This window comes from Deltaproteobacteria bacterium, from assembly GCA_016931625.1.
Taxonomy (GTDB): domain Bacteria; phylum Myxococcota; class XYA12-FULL-58-9; order XYA12-FULL-58-9; family JAFGEK01; genus JAFGEK01.
Genome location: JAFGEK010000103.1, coordinates 1 through 17,757, shown reverse-complemented (window position 1 = coordinate 17,757; position 17,757 = coordinate 1). Strand labels below are relative to the sequence as shown.

The following is a 17,757-nucleotide window of genomic DNA, read 5'->3' as shown; positions in this document are numbered from 1 at the left end:
CGTACGTGTACTTTTTGTAAATTATCTTGATATTTCAACTAACTATAAACGGTTAATCGGCCTGAGCAATTTTTGAACGCGCACCCGACCGATAAACTTAGCATTATCATCATGGTGGTATAAACAAAAATGCAGAATACCAATTATTGCTAATTTAAGTGAATTATAATGAGTAAAAATGATAAACCAATAACTTTAGATAATAATACGGCCAGTGCAAGTACTGGATGGTCTTTATATTATGGTGTGGGCTCCTTTTGGCATATGCCCAAAACCACAATAGCAGCAACTAACACAACAGATGAGCAAGGTAGCTCAGCATCACTAGAAATAGATCAACAAGAAAAGTCTTCTACGGCAGCATTTAACAGGATTAGCGCTATCACTACATCTGCATCACTACAAATAGCCACGCCTAATTCGGGTAATATAAAGCGTCTACAAAAGGCAAAAAACATATCAGTTAAAGTGCTTGCTACCGGCGCAAAACATATGTTTTCAGCTACCGGCGAGATTGCAGGCTGCGGTGAATCTATCTGCTACTATTTAAAAAACACTAAATTATTTTATAACTATATTGATTGGCATATATTAAACCTTTTTGAGAGCTGTTTTCGTTATGAAAAATATGCTGACCTATCATATAAAGAATATTATTCTAAATATAGTTTTAACCGCAAAGGTGACATCCCAGAAAAGTTAGCATATCATTTTTGCGCCGGCGTTGGTGAATTTATTCCGCAGATATTAATGCTATTAACAGGCGCAACTGCTTTAAATATTGGCACCAAAGTAAAATATATCAGCACCGGCAGTCTTGCCATGAGAGTGTTTATAAATTGGGTACGCACTTTGTCGCTGCCAATACTTATGTCTATTCAAAGCGCTGCCGAAGCCATACAAGCAGATGCTGGCGATTCTGAAATAGCTATTGAAACCATGAAAGGTTTTGCCTGCGGCACAAATTTATTTGCTCTTTTACATATAATCTCTTTCTTGCCGCGCCCGGTGCGTTACGGATTAGCCGCAATTATTTTTGGTGGGCCAGCATTAGTCGCTGAATTAGCTAAACCACCAGAAGAGCGCGATTATGAAAAACCTATTGCATACGCCTTAATTGGTATTGCCATTGTCTCGCATAAAAAGGGCATGTCATGGAAAAAAATTTCAGAAGAAGTAAAACGAATTAATAGTGAGCAAATAAAAGAAGGCGCCAGGTTTTTACGCAAATTTTTTGAGAAAGGCAAGAAGGCAAAGGGAAATGCTGAAAATGAACCTAGTACAGAACCTAAAGTCGAAAATGATTTAACGTTCGACACTGAAGCGACGACGCGACATACGTGCGCCAAAGAAATTGAATTAGCTGAAAGTTATGTGAAAGTAATCAAACAGAATAGTGATACTTTTGAAAAAAACCTAAAACCTGTCGATGAAACGAATATAGGCGAAGTTGAAACAAAGACAATAAAGGCACTTGAAGAGGATATTTCTAAATGTGAAAATGGATATGCCGAACATGAAGTGGCGGCTAACAGACTTGATAGCGATGCAAAAAATAATCTAAAACCTATCAGAAAATGTCTGACAGGCGTTATCGCTAGAGCACACGTTTTAATGGATTTGGCACGGCTTAAAAATGAAGCTGCGCAACTGCAAAAAGATATAGCAAAATTTTATAACTTATATGGTAAGCAATCAAGTGGAGAATTAGCTAAGAAAAGAACGCCTCTTACTGATCAAGCTAGAGATATTCGCGATCGCAGTTTGAGCCTAAATCAAAGAATCGAAGCATTAAAAGAAAAGGCCTATAATATTGCTGACAACTCTCCTGCAGGCCACGCTATTAAGGCTATTGATGATATCATCACTGCTGGCTTTAAATTGCATGATAATTTAACAACTATATTTAGTAGACTTGAAAACAGAGTTAAAGCGCCTTCTGCCGGTAAAAAATTAACTCAACCTCAAGCAATGAAAGCTGTCCAAGAAATACTGGTGAAGTTTCAGGCAACATATCATAAATTTTTGGATGCTACTATACTAAATGCGGAACAATACTATGCGCAAGAAGCCAGAAGATTGTACAACGAAGCGCAAAACCTGATTGATGGTTACGATTTACGTAATTATTATGACGAAACTGTCGTTCGTCAAATGAAAGAAGGCTTCAATGCTGCCAAAGAGAATCATAAGTTATTTCCTGAAGCACCTGCCACTGCTGCAGGTAAAGTTGAGCTTGCCTTAGATAATGCAATAGCAGCGGCAAAACAAGAAGGCGATTTTGCTATAGATAAAATTAGCGTGGCAGAAGCAAAGCAAATAGCGCAACAATGTTTAGCAGATGCTAAAAAAATAATCACAGAAAATATGCTTGACTTTAAGCAAACAGGCAATGAAGGTATTGCTGAGAAACTTAGGCAAGCAAAGACAGAAATTAATAAAATTGCCTCTGTTGAATCAACAAGTGTTACCAGCGCGCTAGCAGATGACTGTGTGGGAAAATTTAAAATAATTATTACTGATGATGTGCAACATCGCAATATGATTAACGGTTTTGCAGATCCACCCACCCTTGAGAATTTAAATGCTTACACTGAAACTATTGTGGACGAAGTACAAACTACTTTTGGCAAAACTAAAAAGACAATAGAAAACAACGTTGATAATTCTCAGGGCCAGCAAGAGCTAGAGACACAGAGATTAAAATTAAAAAATGCCCGCAATGATATAATTAGAGTTCGAGACGCCCTCGAAGCGTTGATCAAGGTATATAAAGCACAAATGCAAGCGCTTGGTGAAAGCGAAAGTAAATCGATCAAAGAGTCACCTGTCTATACAAAGTTATGCAACATCTGCAGACAAATTTGTCAACAACTCTCGAAATTAAATGTGCAAGATAATAATTTGAAAGAACGCCTTAAGCAACTCGACCCAAATTTTGCCCTAAAACAAAGATATGAAAAGCAAGTTAAAAACATAGAAATAAATCTTAACAAAATTAAAAAATTGCAAACTCGCGTTAACACGTTTAATGCAAGTGATGCAAAAAAATTCGGACCAGCTATAGAGGTCCAAATTGATGCGCTTGATGCTGCCAATAAAAAAGCAGCTAAAATTGACCGCAGCATTGCGCCTAGACTATGTAAAATGGCAAATTCTTGTAAATATACCTTTAGCAATATTGCTAAACAAATTAAAGCTGATTTAAAAAATTTACGTAGCAATTAATTTAGCTATTATTAACAAAACATAAAGAACAGTGTCCCCAGTATTTACTCAGTATTTACTCAGTATTTACTGACTATTTATAAAATTAAAATGCCTGTACTTTTTATTGTCTGCCTAAATTCTTCATCAAGATCATTCCAATTAATTATATCTACACGAAAAGATAGATCTGATTCGTCAAAATCAGCGCGCATATTGGCCCAAGCTAAATCATTAATTGATATATTGTTATAAATAGCCAAATCAAGATCAGAGTATTTACGAGCTTGCCCCGTGCATCGCGACCCAAAAGCTAATACATGACTATCATGTATATAACGTTTGAGAATTTCACGTATTATAACAAGTTCGTTTTTGTTTAAATCAAGCATTACGTGCCTTGAGTTTTTCTAATAAATTACCAGCATCAATAGCAAACTGATCAATAATAGCACGCACTTCATCTGCTTTTTTTTGATCATATGTATGCGAGGTAATATTGCGTTTATCTAAATATATAAACCATGCAGACACATCACTAAGCAAACCGCGTTCACCACCCACGCGAAAAAGAGTACGTCTGCTGTATGCAGCTACTTCATCTTCATTCTCTATTTCTCTGACTAGCTGACGTTTTAAAAGTTTCCAACAAAGCTCAAAGGTATACTCAAAACGTTGAATACAAGCATCACGCAATTCTTCGTCATCTAGTGCTTTTTGTGCTCGTTCTAAAGCCCTATTAAGACTAGTAAGCGCTCGCTCAAGCGGGGTTAAAATTAATGGCTTTTTCATTACCCATTAAGTAGCCATTATAGAGTCGTAGTGTCAATTAAATGATTAATTATACTAATATAGCAAAATTCAACACACAATAACGTAATATTAAAAATTTAATTGGTATAACCATTTTTTTGTATACTTTGTTTGTCTCATTATGGGATGGTAAAACTTCCGCATTTGGGCAAAAACTTTTTAAAACGCACCGAATTAGTCAAAGGGCGCGTTAATAACTCACCTGACAGACGGTGATTGTTCCCATACCCGATAAAGGCGTAGTAATTTTATACGATGCCGATAAATTAGAAGATATTGTTGAGTTGTTTTTATCGATCAATAAAACCAATTCTTCATTTACCCAAGATATGGTTGTTGCAAAAAAAAGAAATGGCTATGTAATTTTAGCTTTAGGTGATGTTTTATATTTTAAGCGGCATGCAACTTACATCTAACTTTGTGCATCTGACCTGCATAATTCTCCCACTTGTCATTTCTTGCTTAAAAAAAATTTAATTGATCGTGTAGGCCCCAGTGGGTGCATTTCAATGTTTAAAAGTAAAGATCAGTGTGATTGGTTGGCGTGGGTTGTTTTGGGAAGCATTTTATTATATTACCAATGATAAGCATCGGAATGTGGTTAAAATTAAAAATATTCCTGATAGTGGTGTGACTGAACTTGTATCAATTGAGTATCCTATTTCCAACCAACGGTAACGCTAAGATAGCCGGTGCGACCAGGCACCATTTCAAGAGGATCTCGCAAATGTTCGCCAACACGAGGTTCTTCTAATTGTTCAGTGCCCGAACCAAGTACATTCATTACATCCGCAGCTAAAGTCATTGTTAATCCATCTATTGAAAATAGTGTATGGGTATAGGCGGCATGCAGATCAAGAGACATATGAAAAGTATGGCGAATACGACCGCGTCGCCTGGTCATTACAGCAACCGGTCCTTGGGGTAAACCTTCAAGTACTTCAATTGCAGTAAAGGGTTCACCATCACGATATCGCAACGCTGTAGATAGCAATAAATTTTCTAAAATATGGTAGCCCCCTAAAAACTTTATTGAAAATGAACGGTCTTGATCATAACGGCCATAATCATTGATTTGGGCATTGGGATCGGCACTGACATAACTAATAATGCCAGGGTCATTACGATCAGAGAAAGAACCAAATGGAGCAGCACCAGCGTTCCAATAGCCGGTCGCTGAAAGGGCGAAAAACCATTGATTGGTGTTTTGCGTGGCGAGTTCTATTTCAGTCCCTAACCAAAAATCAGGTCGTTGATCATTGGTTAATATATAATTTTCATTACCGGTTGCTCCGCTGCGCGTATAAACATTTTTAATAATGGGCATACCAATACCAGGATAATAAGGTCCCTCACCTTGAGGCGATAAGGTAGCGGCAGTAAATTGAGCAAGAGTTTTATCATCATATTTTACCGTATAACGATTAGTATGAAGTCGAGCCGCGCCGGTTAAAGTAAGCCGTAAAAATTGTGCAATCGGAGTAATCCAACCGCATGCAAATTGATTACTACTTGGTCGTGATAAATTATTAGCCTTGCGATTATAAGCACCACCAAAGCGATAAGCTAAAGCGCCAGTTTCATTTGCGGTCGGTATACCATCGCCATTATCTATCCAGCGATATCGACGACCACTAGGACGCGAAGGATCAAGAAACGCACTTACTTGTTCAGTTAAATAGTCAGGTTCTCGTCTTACTAAAGCAAATAACTCGCCATCACCAACCGCAAAACGCATCAAGACGCCAACTGCTGGGGCGATAGTTCCTAAAAGCATTGATGACCCAGTGCCAACAGCTGAGTAGTCTAATCCCAATAATCCTTCAAACTGGTAATTTGAGGCTTTATGAATATAAGTGAGTTCAGCACGAGTTTGGGCAAACCATTCTTTAGCATTATTTGCAGGATCATAAATATCAATATAAGCCGACCGATCACCATTGCTGGCGCGATTGTAAGTGAAGGCGGTAAGTTGAGAAGGCTGTTTAGCTAAAGAATTTAAGGTGGCATAGCTGGCATTAGCACGTAATAAAAAACTATCAGCGTCTTTATGATGTTCAGCTTTAATCGTAAAATCATTGCGCCAGCGCGATAATGATTCATCAGGTTGAGGTCGTGCCATCCATAACCATTCACCTTCAAGATCAGAAATGGTCGGATGCTGCGAAGTTCTGGTAAAGTCACCTTTGCGATAACCAAAGCTGTAGCCACCAGTGATTTGCCAATCTGAAAAGTCAGTGCTGCTAGTTAATTGTAAAATTAACGCATTATCATCTTGGTTTGCGGTTAGTGCTTGGGGCCAACGATATTGGCTGCCTTCTCCGTCATTTTTATATAACTGCCAAGCAGCTAAAATAGTAATGGGTATAAGATAAATATTTAAAGTATGTGCACCGATAACGGTGGTACGCTCGCCGATAGCTAGCAATTTGCTATCGTTTTCATCAATATATGTTTGTGGGTAAACGCGAGTATCACGCGCATAATCAACAGCTATAAAAGTTTTTTGGGTGGCGGCATAAATTTGTGCAGCTCTAACATCATCAAGACCGCGTCTTGCTGATGGCGCTCCTGAATCAGTTGCCGGTTCACGATCCATAAAATTTTTTGGTATCCAAGTTGACCCGCCAAGCTCTCTACCAACTATTACATTGGCACTATAGCGTTGGCGGTTTTCTTGAGTAGTGGTGATTTGCCAGGCAAAACCTGGTTGTGAAGTCCACAAAGAGCGATGGGTGAGAGTGTCCCAAATACCTTCGGGAATTTCAATTAACGCAGTACCTGCACGTGCAGGATCAGTAATATCAAGACTATTAAGCACTAAACGTAATTGCGTTACTGAGCGACCATGTGCGCTTATAGTTAAACGATCAAAACGCGATAAGCCACCATCGCCAGGCTGAACATTAATAATACTCGGAAATTGATGATCAGCTTGCCAGCCAAGATGATGACCAGAAGGCAAAGTTAAAAGGGTCGAGCGTTCTAATATCTCACCATTAATTGGATCAATAAAAGGTGGCTCAATGCTTAAAAGCAAACAGACAACAGCTAAAAACATATTAAATTACTCAACTCTCTAAAAACTTTTTGCTATTTGTTTAAGTTTATGTGCCAAGTTAAAATGTGGTATTGACGTATCACGCATTTTTATTGGCAAGCTAGGGGGGCTTTGCTAATTTGCAAAGCTTGAAATTAAAATTGGCACGATTGAGGAATAAAAATGTCCGAGATTAAAGGTGCGCTCGTTACTTTACGACCAATAACTAAAGATAATATTGAAAAAGCGCATGAAAAATTTCAACAACCTGATTTTTGGAATGCAATACAATGGCCAAGTCCGCCACCATTAGATCGTTTTAGTTACCGCATCTTAAAAACAAAAGAAATTTGTATGTGGGAAATGGTACCAGAATTCACCCGTAAAGTAGCCGGTTATGTTGGCTATCGCGCCCAAGCCGGGGTACCGTTTTTATTTATCTTATTTTTTGACAAATTTGAGGTGTCCATTGCCAGTGAAGCATTATCTCCAGTAATTCATCATTATTTTAATGAAACATGGGTTCAATATACAGATTTTCATCGAGATTTTCCGTTAGGAATTTATCTTGACCGCAAAATAGCCAAGCAAATGCATCAATTTCTTATTGAGAATGGTTTTGAACCACTCTCCTTTGTTTCTGAATTGGATAACGAAAAGATGATTGGTTACGAACTACGCCCCCAGACTTATGAAGCATATTATGGTGAAGATGATTTTACTGATGACGATTTTAGCGAGGACGAAGAATTAAATTTTGATTACTAACATAGTATTGATGTTTTTCTTATATTTTAAAAAAACCTAATAAAATTAAGCTATAATAGATAAATTATCCATTTCTGGTAAAAATAACTGATATATATAAAAAAATAAAAATTGGCCTTTGTTTTGCGCTTAGCCTCAGAGCCGATTAGACTCATAAGTATTCTATTCTATATTTAAGTAAGCGGAGCTTATCATGAAGGCCTTTGTAACGCGTATCTGCTTGGTTATGGTTGTTTTAAGCCTGCCAGTTGTCGCTGCTGCACAAAGTGCACCTAGCCCGGTAGTTACTTTAATACCGACAAAAGGCAGAGGTGGGCCGAGATTAGATCGGCAAATGAAATTACTTGAGCCAGCAATCAAAGAGCAAGCCGCTGTTGTTTCTTATCGCTTGTATCGTAAGACAGCTAAAAAACTTAGAATAAGGGGTCGTAAAATAGCTAGCATTGAAAGTGTGCGCACTATTGGACGTGAACTTAACTTGACCCATGCAATTATTATCGAAGGCAAAGCAGAAAGAGTGCGCGTGGGTAAACGCCGCAAAAAAGTATACTCTGCTATGGTTACAGTAGTTGCTTTAGATACAGGAGAGAATGTTTTCACCCAGAACTATGTACTAAAAGGTAGAAAGTTAACAGCTAATGTAGCTTCGCAGATCGCACAAGATGTTTTAATGAATATGGTTCCTCCTCCACCACCGCCAGAACCTGTGGCTGAACCTGAACCTCCACCACCACCTCCTGCCGCTGAGCCACCGCCTGTCGTAGAAGAACCACCGCCACCAGAGCCAGAACCAATTGCTATTGCACCGTTGCCTGAGCCAAAACCAGTTTTCGAGCCACCACCTCCTCCAAAGAAATCGATTCGGGCTAAATGGCGACCCGCTTTGCATTTTCGACTTGGCGCTATTGGCTCATTCCGCCATGGCAGAATTAGAGATAAAACTCCAACCGAAGCGCTTACTTACGAGCCAAGCGGCAGCCTATTAAAACCTTCACCAATGGCTTTAGCTCAATTAGAATTTTTTCCTCTTGCTTTTGGCGGCAATGGTTCTTGGTACGAAGGCTTAGGTATTGATGGTGAAGGAATCTACACAAAGACAGTCACTCAAATAGCCAGTAACCCTAAAACCGAAGTTAAGAGTACAATAGTAGGTGCTAATGGAGGTTTGGTATATCGTTTAGTTTTATGGAACTCTAAAACAGCCGCAGATTTTAAGCTACGTGCTGGTTACGGAATTTTCCGATTCCCACTTGCTAAAGGAAGTTTTCCTGGGGTGCGCTATTCAGGGATCTATGCTGGCGGTACTTTCACCTTACCTATTGTTGAATCATTGCAAATCGTAGTTTCTGGACGCTACGAACCCAAAGTAACTCTTGAAGGTCGTATCAAGAATCTCGGTTCTTCGTCTAAAAGTGCTTATGCATGGCACGCCGAAGGTGGATTACGTTTAATCTTTGATATGATTGAAGTTGGATTATTGGGGCGTTACGATCATTATTTTGCAAGGTATAAAGATCAAAGTACATTGGATTATACTTCACAATATTTAAACGCTGCTTTTCAAGATGCTTATACCGGTGCCTTGCTTACAGTGGGTATACAGCTATAGCTAAAAGCTAAGAATTTAATTCATGATCTTTCGGTGGTGAGCCTATAATTTTTACAAGCTCACCACGACAGTCAGATGGTGGCTTGCTCTAAAGCTGACGCGTGCTTAAAAGATCTTGAATATCTATTAGTCCTACGGGCTTATCATTTGCGTCAACCACTGGAAGTTGATCGATATGGTATTCGCGTAAAAGATGAGCTGCTTCATCGACTAAGGCATCAATGCGAATACGCTTGGGGTTATGATGCATAACTGCTGCTATGTTACTATCGTGGTTAAATTCACTAGTTAAAATCAAACGTCGCAAATCGCCGTCGGTAAAAAAACCAATCAAGTTGCCTTGTTCATCAGTTATTGAAACTGATCCCGGATGGCCAGGAGTGTCGCTCATGCAACGAATAGCTTCATATAAAGGTGCAGTTGCAGCAACAACAGGGTTTTCTTCATTTTTACGCATAACTTCGCTAACCTGCAAAAGTTTGCGCCCCAACTCACCACCTGGATGAAAACGCGCATATTCTTCACGACCAAAACCACGTTTATTGAATAAAGCTATCGCTAAAGCATCACCTAACACCATCATTACGGTAGTACTTGCTGTTGGTACTAATCCCATAGGGCAGGCTTCAGCAATATCACCTATGCACAAGAGAATATCAGCATGACATGCTAGTGCTGATTTTGTACTGCTGGTCATAGCTAATAATGGAACACCTAAAGATTTTAATGGCTTGATTAAACGCATGATTTCGTCGGAATTACCGCTATTTGATAACGCTAAAACAACATCTTCACTAGTAATTCGCCCTAAATCACCATGCAAAGCCTCAGTAGCATGCAAAAAAAGTGAAGGTGTACCGGTGGATGCTAGTGTTGCTGATATTTTTTGCCCGACAAGACCACTTTTACCAAGACCGGTAACTACCACCCGACCATGACAAGCTAATATACAATTAACTGCAGCGGTAAATCGTGCATCAATATGCTTTTGTAGCTGATTTAGAGCACGGCTTTCTGCCTTAATAACAGCTATAGCGTCTTTAAATGCCGACTCATCCATATCTAAGTTCTGATCCATGGTTTTTTGTTGAGAATCGTTAAGTTGGTATTTTTTTGTTAGCATCCACAGTTTATGTCTTTTAGCAAGTCGTTGTACTTTTACGCCAGAGCGTCAGATAAGTTTGGCAATTAAATATTAAATCTGTTAAAAGAAGTCGGACACTTTAGTCATACTAGTGAGAAAAAAATTTCGCAGTTAAATAGCTAGGCGCGAATATAGATACGCAGCAATTGTTTTATTGGGGTTTGCTTAAAGACTATTTTTTATGAGCTAACTTACTTAAATTATTAGAAAAAGTTATTATATATGACGCATAGCAATACATGGTATGAAAACTGCTATAGATATCGATGCACAGATTTTAAAACACTGTTTTTTGTCAGCATACAGATCTTAGACGATATTTTTTTCAAGATTAGTGGAGATAATAAATGCAAGCGACATTGATTTCGGCAAAGCCAAATCGTGAGCTTAATACCCCTAACCTGTCTGTAAAACCTTTACCAATTACCAAGCCTGATACTTCAAGGGTGGCGGTAATTCTTAACCGCAATGCTCGTCGGGTTAACGATAAACTTGCTCGTCGTATCAAAGAAATTGTTGGTGGTGATAATTTATTTTATTCACGTACTCTTGAAGATGCTGAAGCGTATGCGCGAGAAATCGTAAGACGTGGCTATGGCACAGTAGTCTGTGGTGGTGGTGATGGCACTTTAGCTCGTTCAGTAAATCTAATTCATCATTATATTGCACAAGCAAATGCGTGGCGCGCCGATCGCTATCAACGCTTAGGACAGTGGCAGACCCTAATTACCAATCCAGATTTTGGTTTTTTACGATTAGGTACTGGTAACGCCCTTGGTTCGCTAGTGGGCGCTAGCGATCCTATACAAGATCTTGAATTTATTACCACTCAGCAGTCTCGTTCTCGTCGTAGTGTATCCATGATAGATGTTGAAGGTGAACGTTGTTTTTTTACTGGTCTTGGCTACGATTCGTTAGTTTTAAATGATTATAATTGGATGTGCCGACGTATAAGCAATCCACTTACACGACCATTAATGGAATCGGTATGGGGCTATTTTGCCGCTGTATTAGGACGTACCATACCTAATGTTTTATGGCATCAGGCTAGCAATCTAACCGCAAAAATAGTGACTTTAGGTGAAGCTTTTTATGTAGATCCTGATAATAATGACGCTCTCGAGCCTATTGCCCCAGGTACGATATTATTTGAAGGCTCTGCTGCAATGATTGGTGCTGGTACGACACCATTTTACGGCTATGGTTTTAAAGTATATCCATTTTCAGAGCTGAAATCAGATATGATGAATCTGCGTGTCGCCCAGATCGGGCCCATGCAGGTTTTGTCAAATTTAAATTCAATATGGAAAGGTAATTATCGCAATTCTAATAAATTATTAGACTTTATTGTATCTGACGTTTCGATAGAGCTTGAACAACCATTTCCACTGCAGCTCTCTGGTGATGCACATGGTATACGTAAAAACTTGCGATGGCGCATTGCTCCTGACAAACTACATCTATTAGACTTACATCGTACGAATATGTATTCATAAGCCGCGAGTAGAATTTTTATTCACGGCATTAAGTCTAAAGACTGCATGCTAAAAAAGGTGATTAAACAATTACTGCAGCGGCAGGCAGGGGTGACGGTATTTATTTGTATCAGCTGTATTAGTGTAGCTATAGCATCGCCAACAAAATTAGCTTCACCGACGCCACCAATTATTGCGCATGCACCTGCTTTAACTACGCCAGCGCTATTTATAAATAACAATACAGTATTTCCAGTACCCGATGCACTGCAGCCGGCAGTTTTATTTTGGTACAAGCTATTTACCGAACATAAAAGTGATAGAGTGATAATTCACGACCGCCGTAACCTCGCAGTTATATGGCATGTGCTTGAATTACCTAAAGATGAAAGTGGTACAGTGCTTTTTAATGATAGCCAAGATTTAATTGAAAATACATTACAAAAATTGCGTACCAGACTTAAACGCCTAGCTTCTAATCAAAAACCAATTGATATTGAAGATAGAGTTATATTAACTCTTGCTGGCAATAATAGCGAAAATTTACACGGCGCTTTTCTGAAGCTACGTACGCAAAAAGGAGTAGCTGACCGTTTTAAAGAAGGTTACGCGTATGCAATTAAGTGGCACCACGAGATTGTGAATATATTACATGAAGAAGGTGTTCCTGTCGAAGTTGTGGCTCTGCCGTTTGTTGAATCTATGTATAATCCCAAGGCATGCTCTCATGCTGGTGCGGCAGGTTTATGGCAGTTGATGCCTGCAACTGCACGTGATTTGGGTCTTGTGGTAAATAAGAATAAAGATGAGCGTTACGATGTGTTTAAAGCTACGCGAGCGGCTGCACGTATGCTTAAAGATAATTATCGTATGCTTGGTTCATGGCCCTTAGCAATTACTGCTTATAATTATGGACCATATGGTTTAAAAAGAGCGATAAAAAGAATTGGATCAAGAGATCTTATGACCCTCATTGAGGCATATAAAAATGATGCATGGGGTTTTGCCGCAAAGAATTTTTATGCTGAATTTCTCGCGGTATTACAGGCAATTAATAATTACCCTAGCCTCGAAATCAATACTGCATATATCAATAATAGCCAGCCAGTTTTTAGTGAACCTCGCTTTTTAGCCCAAGATGGCTAGCACATCATTAAATCATAGCGAAATATATGTAATATGTAGTATGCAGCCCCTAAAAAGTTTATAGCAGTTTTAAGGCAATCGTCATTGTGGCATTAGCCTTTAGCTATGTAGAAAATCGTCAGAGATTTCTTTAACCTCTGAGGTGGTCGTGAAAGATAATACCCGCCGTCGAATTAAACTTGGCATTTATGCAGTTTTGTTTTCTATAGTTTTTGGCATTTTATCTATTTTTGGCATTTTTATTTATCTAAAATCTAACTTACCTAGTTTAGAAAATATCAACGATTATCAACCATATCAGGTTACTAAAATATATTCTGATGATGGTGAATTAGTTGGTGAACTTTATAAAGAGCGACGAACTGTAGTCCCCATAGAGTATATTCCACGTCATGTTATTAATGCTTTTTTAGCAGCTGAAGATGCTACATTTTACGAACATGAGGGTTTGGATTATTTCGGAATTTTGCGGGCAGCGATAAAAAATTTAAGACCTGGAGCACATCTTCAAGGTGCTAGTACTATTACCCAACAAACAGTTAAGACTTTAGTTGTCGGCCCTGAGCGTTCATATGTTCGCAAGATGCGTGAGATACTGCTTACACGTCAAATCGAACAAATGCTTAGTAAAGATGATATTCTTTATCTGTACCTTAATCAGATTTATTTTGGTGCAGGTGCTTATGGCATTGAAGAAGCAGCTAAGACATATTTTGGGAAATCCGTTCGTGATCTTACTATTGAAGAAGGAGCTTATTTAGCAGCAATACCAAAGAATCCTAGCCGCTACACTTTAAGAGCAAATCCCAAGGCTGCAAAACAGCGGCAAACGTATGTACTTGAGCAAATGCAGAAAAACGCGTGGATTACTGCTGAAGAACTACAAAAAGCACAGCGGGCACCAATAACAAAGCCAGCTTCAACGCTGCGCTATTTAGGAGTTGGCCCACATTATATTGAATATGTTAAAAAACTGCTAAGTGAAAAGTACGGAGAAGAAGAAGTATTAACCCAAGGACTAACTGTTTATATCGGCATGAACGCACGCATGCAAGCCGCTGCCCATTTTGCAATTAGACATGGTTTAGAATATTTAACTCGTCGGCAAGGCTATCCTGGTGCTGCTTTGCGTATTGAGGTTGATAAATATTCAATATATAAAAAAGTTTTACATGAAGAGTTCAAATCACAACTTGATAAGTATGAAGCTTATGAAGGCAACAATGCTGATAGCAAGAAACTTATTTGGGATTTATCACAGATTGGCGCCAAAACCTTAGCTGATGAAAGTAAAATAGCGGCCGCAGTGCAAGTTGTTACGCTTACTGAAGGACAAAGAGTTGTTGCTTTAGTCGATAAGGTTGATGCGGTTAAACGTAAAATCTGGATAGATTTGGGTTCTATTCGCGCTAGTATTGATTTTAAAAACTTAACTTGGGCAAGGCGTTTTTCGCCTACCAGCACGACTCCAGCACCGCGTGTTCCATCTGAAGTTGCTCGTATAGGTGATTTGGTTGCTGTTGAAATTATAGCTGCTCCTGATATTCATACTCCAAAAGAAAAACTCGAGCTTGACTTAATACCAGTGCCAAAGGCAGAAGCCGCATTAATTGCTATTGATCCATATTCACGTTTAGTACGAGCAATTGTTGGTGGCTATGATGAGAACGCTGGTGGTTTAAATCGGGCGCTACAATCAAAACGACAACCTGGTTCATCGTTTAAACCGATTGTATATGCAGCAGGATTGTCCGAAGGAGTTATTACTCCGGCATCAATTTGTGCAGATACTCCGATATTAATCCGCGACCCTTGGACCGGCAAAGCTTGGAAACCAGAAAACTACGAAGATGGAAGGTATGATGGTAACATTACTTACCGTACCGCTTTGATGCGTTCAAAGAATACCTGCTCAGTTAAATTAATTGAAAAGGTTACGCCTGAAAAAGTTATCGCTTTAGCAGAAGCAATGGGTATTGAATCAAAATTACCCGAAAATCTTACTTTAGCCTTAGGTACAGGTGATGTTCGTCCGATTGAACTTGCTAATGCATATGCGTGCATCGCTGCTGGTGGCATTTATACTCCCCCGGTTTTTATTCGTAAAGTTGTGGCTCTTGATGGCAGCATACTTGAAGAATCACAGCAAGAGCCGGTTGAAGTTTTAAGCCTAGCAGTTGCATATGTATTGACGCAAATGATGCGATCAGTAGTTGAAAGTGGTACAGCAACTAAAGCTCTGGTGCTTGATCGACCGCTGGTGGGTAAAACCGGGACCTCGCAACAATCACGTAATGTTTGGTTCTCTGGGTTTTCTGCTGATTTGGTAGCTACAGTTTGGGTGGGCTTTGATGATAATTCGCCCCTTGGTCGTGTAACTGGTGGTAGTACGGCACTACCAATTTGGATAGATTTTATGGGGCGAGCACTATCGCGGATGCCGGTTAAGGAATTTCCTCAGCCTCCAGAGGATGTTGTAATAGTGAAAGTAGATCCCCTAACTGGTCAGCCTTCTGCTGCTAGTGATGCTATTGAAGAAGCATTTGTTGCTGGGACAGAGCCAACCGTAAAAACTCAAGCTCTACCGAGTATATTTATTGAGGATGATACTGAAGAGAAATATTAAGAAAAGATAGAGTGCTTAAAGCCACATCTAAAAAGCCACGGTGCAAAAGCCATGGTGGCCCCGAAGCAACTATAGAGCTATGGACATGCCGCGCAGACATTCATGCTGGTCGGCGAGCAAACCTCTTTGCACATCGGCCCGGGAGGTTCACAGGTGCAAGTTATTGCAGTACAGGTACAGCCCCACAGCGCTGCTCGCAATAGCCCTGCGGTAAATCTGGAAACGGTCTTCACCGATGTCATCGCCAGTATCTTCGTCATGCCAGAGACCTATTTTTTTTAACAGCTTGACGGTATTTTCACAGGTTTCATAGGATACTTTAGTTAGTTCTTCTTTGCTTGGCGCTGGCAAGGAGTAAAATTTTGGTTTTCCATTTGCGCCATTTTGTATCCAAACACCATCGCTTACAATTGCATGAAAAGCACGCTGACGCTCAATCGCTTCAGCGCGAGGCATTTGATACCAAGTATAATTCAGCTCAGTAACCGCAAAATCACGCGCATAAAGTGGCAACATACGCGCCGACTTAGTACCAGGCGGATAAATCCCAGCATCTACCCACTCGGGATACGAATAACCATATGTACCTACCAACAGTGATACACTCTTAGTGGATTCAGATGGATGTAACTTTAACAACGTCATATCATTCTTACTTGAACTGTACAAATGTACAGTATTTAATAAATACTCAACCGCTGTCAAGCATACTGGTAAGTTGATTAAACGTCAGGTTGAATTAGCCTGATTTTGTTTAAAAAATTAAACGATCAAAGATATCGCGCAACTATACAAACCATACTACCGATAACTAGCCATCTTATGTTCTAATGGTTTATGATATTCTCATACTAGATCTTATGGTAGTTATCTAAGGGTAATACCTATGCACAATAGCGTATTAGAGAAAATTAATTATCTCACCGAAACTATCGCTGTTAAAATAAATAATCACTTTCATCGCAATAAACAACGTAACTGCAAAAAACACCGCAACAAAAACCAGCACTATATTGATGATATTTCTATCAATATAAATGACACGACCAATATTGCCATAAAGTCAAAAATATTACTTACACCACCAGCCAATATACCTAATTTTAAAACAGCTAATTTCCACTATGCATTATCTGATGTTATGCGAATAAAAAATACCAAACCTAAAATTGATATTACATTAGCTATTTTCAGAAAACTAAGAGACCAAGCTTGGGCTGAAGAACAAGGTTTTAGCTCTATAATTGACCAGGCATACTGTTTACATATTAACCCACCACTAACAAACTGCAGAGCATTTGTTTATAATATTTATAATGCCTATACCTTATATGATTCTTTCGCCCGTAGTGAAGTTGCATTTATGACTAATTCTGAAGCCAAAAAGTTTCTAAATTTATCGTTTAAAAAGATTAGATCACCTCAAATACCTTCTATAATATGTTTTAAAAAACATGATACAATTGTTCATATGGGTACTTATCTAGGTAAAAATAAAGATAAAGATTTAGTCATATTTCAACAACTTGCAACCGGACGTGGCTATAAAATTACTTCATTAAAAGAACTATTAGGTGAGTATAATTATGGTAAAGTTATCGAGTTTTATGAAAGCAGTTTATATAAGCATACTATAAGCCAAACAACTGACTATTTTGTTAATAATAGGGATACATCATCAACTTTTTGGGATAATGCATGCCATTCCTATAACGTAAATAAAAAACTTAAAGACTTATTTGGTTGGCAGCCAGCAGCCAGCAGCCATAAAGGCGCCATAAAGGTGTCTGTCCATAAAGGTCCCGCCAGCCATAGCTAGCCATAGCCATAGCCCCCATAAAGGTGTCCATAAAAGCCTCCAGCCAGCCTCCAGCCTCCAGCCAGCCTCCATAGCCTCCATAAAGGTGTCAAACGCAGCAAAGGTAAAGG

The 17,757-nt window shown here is 39.1% G+C and carries 14 protein-coding genes; 9 read left to right on the top strand and 5 right to left on the bottom strand.

The genetic code is table 11. From position 1 onward, the window contains the following. The first annotated feature begins 168 nt into the window (after positions 1 to 168). Positions 169 to 3,228, top strand: a complete 3,060-nt coding sequence (locus JW841_09395; protein MBN1961149.1) for a hypothetical protein — start codon at positions 169 to 171, stop codon at positions 3,226 to 3,228. 77 nt (positions 3,229 to 3,305) lie between these two features. On the opposite strand, the gene JW841_09390 is transcribed toward JW841_09395, so the two are convergent. Together JW841_09390 and JW841_09385 are read right to left on the bottom strand one after the other, a co-directional pair. Further along, complete coding sequence (locus JW841_09390) at positions 3,306 to 3,599, bottom strand: nucleotidyltransferase domain-containing protein (GenBank protein ID MBN1961148.1); 294 nt, start codon at positions 3,597 to 3,599, stop codon at positions 3,306 to 3,308. Then, positions 3,592 to 3,999 carry a nucleotidyltransferase substrate binding protein gene (locus JW841_09385; protein ID MBN1961147.1) on the bottom strand — a complete coding sequence of 136 codons (408 nt, stop codon included), beginning with the start codon at positions 3,997 to 3,999 and terminating at the stop codon, positions 3,592 to 3,594. Before JW841_09385 ends, JW841_09390 begins: the two co-directional genes overlap by 8 nt. Before the next feature lie 233 nt (positions 4,000 to 4,232). Here JW841_09385 and JW841_09380 point away from each other — a divergent pair, with 233 nt between their 5' ends. Together JW841_09380 and JW841_09375 are read left to right on the top strand one after the other, a co-directional pair. After that, on the top strand, positions 4,233 to 4,436 hold the full coding sequence (locus JW841_09380) for a hypothetical protein (GenBank protein MBN1961146.1): 204 nt from the start codon (positions 4,233 to 4,235) through the stop codon (positions 4,434 to 4,436). 79 nt (positions 4,437 to 4,515) lie between these two features. Beyond that, positions 4,516 to 4,698, top strand: a complete 183-nt coding sequence (locus JW841_09375; GenBank protein MBN1961145.1) for a hypothetical protein — start codon at positions 4,516 to 4,518, stop codon at positions 4,696 to 4,698. Here JW841_09375 and JW841_09370 read toward each other — a convergent pair. Next, positions 4,679 to 7,081: a hypothetical protein gene (locus JW841_09370; protein MBN1961144.1), complete on the bottom strand. Its 2,403-nt coding sequence runs from the start codon at positions 7,079 to 7,081 to the stop codon at positions 4,679 to 4,681. The genes JW841_09375 and JW841_09370 overlap by 20 nt on opposite strands. A 162-nt stretch (positions 7,082 to 7,243) precedes the next feature. Between JW841_09370 and JW841_09365 the strand changes: the two genes are divergently transcribed. Then, on the top strand, positions 7,244 to 7,828 hold the full coding sequence (locus JW841_09365) for a hypothetical protein (GenBank protein ID MBN1961143.1): 585 nt from the start codon (positions 7,244 to 7,246) through the stop codon (positions 7,826 to 7,828). 193 nt (positions 7,829 to 8,021) lie between these two features. Further along, on the top strand, positions 8,022 to 9,437 hold the full coding sequence (locus JW841_09360) for a hypothetical protein (GenBank protein ID MBN1961142.1): 1,416 nt from the start codon (positions 8,022 to 8,024) through the stop codon (positions 9,435 to 9,437). A gap of 88 nt (positions 9,438 to 9,525) precedes the next feature. Here the strand turns inward: JW841_09360 and JW841_09355 are convergent, their stop codons facing one another. Next, positions 9,526 to 10,560 carry a KpsF/GutQ family sugar-phosphate isomerase gene (locus JW841_09355; GenBank protein ID MBN1961141.1) on the bottom strand — a complete coding sequence of 345 codons (1,035 nt, stop codon included), beginning with the start codon at positions 10,558 to 10,560 and terminating at the stop codon, positions 9,526 to 9,528. A gap of 368 nt (positions 10,561 to 10,928) precedes the next feature. Between JW841_09355 and JW841_09350 the strand changes: the two genes are divergently transcribed. The 3 genes from JW841_09350 to JW841_09340 all read left to right on the top strand — a co-directional run bounded on the left by JW841_09350 (position 10,929) and on the right by JW841_09340 (position 15,828). Further along, positions 10,929 to 12,077, top strand: coding sequence for a hypothetical protein (locus tag JW841_09350; GenBank protein MBN1961140.1), 1,149 nt, complete (start codon positions 10,929 to 10,931; stop codon positions 12,075 to 12,077). A 57-nt stretch (positions 12,078 to 12,134) separates the two neighbouring features. Continuing rightward, positions 12,135 to 13,202 carry a lytic transglycosylase domain-containing protein gene (locus JW841_09345; protein MBN1961139.1) on the top strand — a complete coding sequence of 356 codons (1,068 nt, stop codon included), beginning with the start codon at positions 12,135 to 12,137 and terminating at the stop codon, positions 13,200 to 13,202. Between the two features lie 148 nt (positions 13,203 to 13,350). After that, on the top strand, positions 13,351 to 15,828 hold the full coding sequence (locus JW841_09340) for a PBP1A family penicillin-binding protein (GenBank protein ID MBN1961138.1): 2,478 nt from the start codon (positions 13,351 to 13,353) through the stop codon (positions 15,826 to 15,828). A gap of 147 nt (positions 15,829 to 15,975) precedes the next feature. On the opposite strand, the gene JW841_09335 is transcribed toward JW841_09340, so the two are convergent. Continuing rightward, on the bottom strand, positions 15,976 to 16,473 hold the full coding sequence (locus JW841_09335) for a DUF72 domain-containing protein (GenBank protein ID MBN1961137.1): 498 nt from the start codon (positions 16,471 to 16,473) through the stop codon (positions 15,976 to 15,978). 496 nt (positions 16,474 to 16,969) lie between these two features. Here JW841_09335 and JW841_09330 point away from each other — a divergent pair, with 496 nt between their 5' ends. After that, positions 16,970 to 17,647 carry a hypothetical protein gene (locus JW841_09330; protein ID MBN1961136.1) on the top strand — a complete coding sequence of 226 codons (678 nt, stop codon included), beginning with the start codon at positions 16,970 to 16,972 and terminating at the stop codon, positions 17,645 to 17,647. The last annotated feature ends 110 nt before the right edge of the window (positions 17,648 to 17,757 follow it).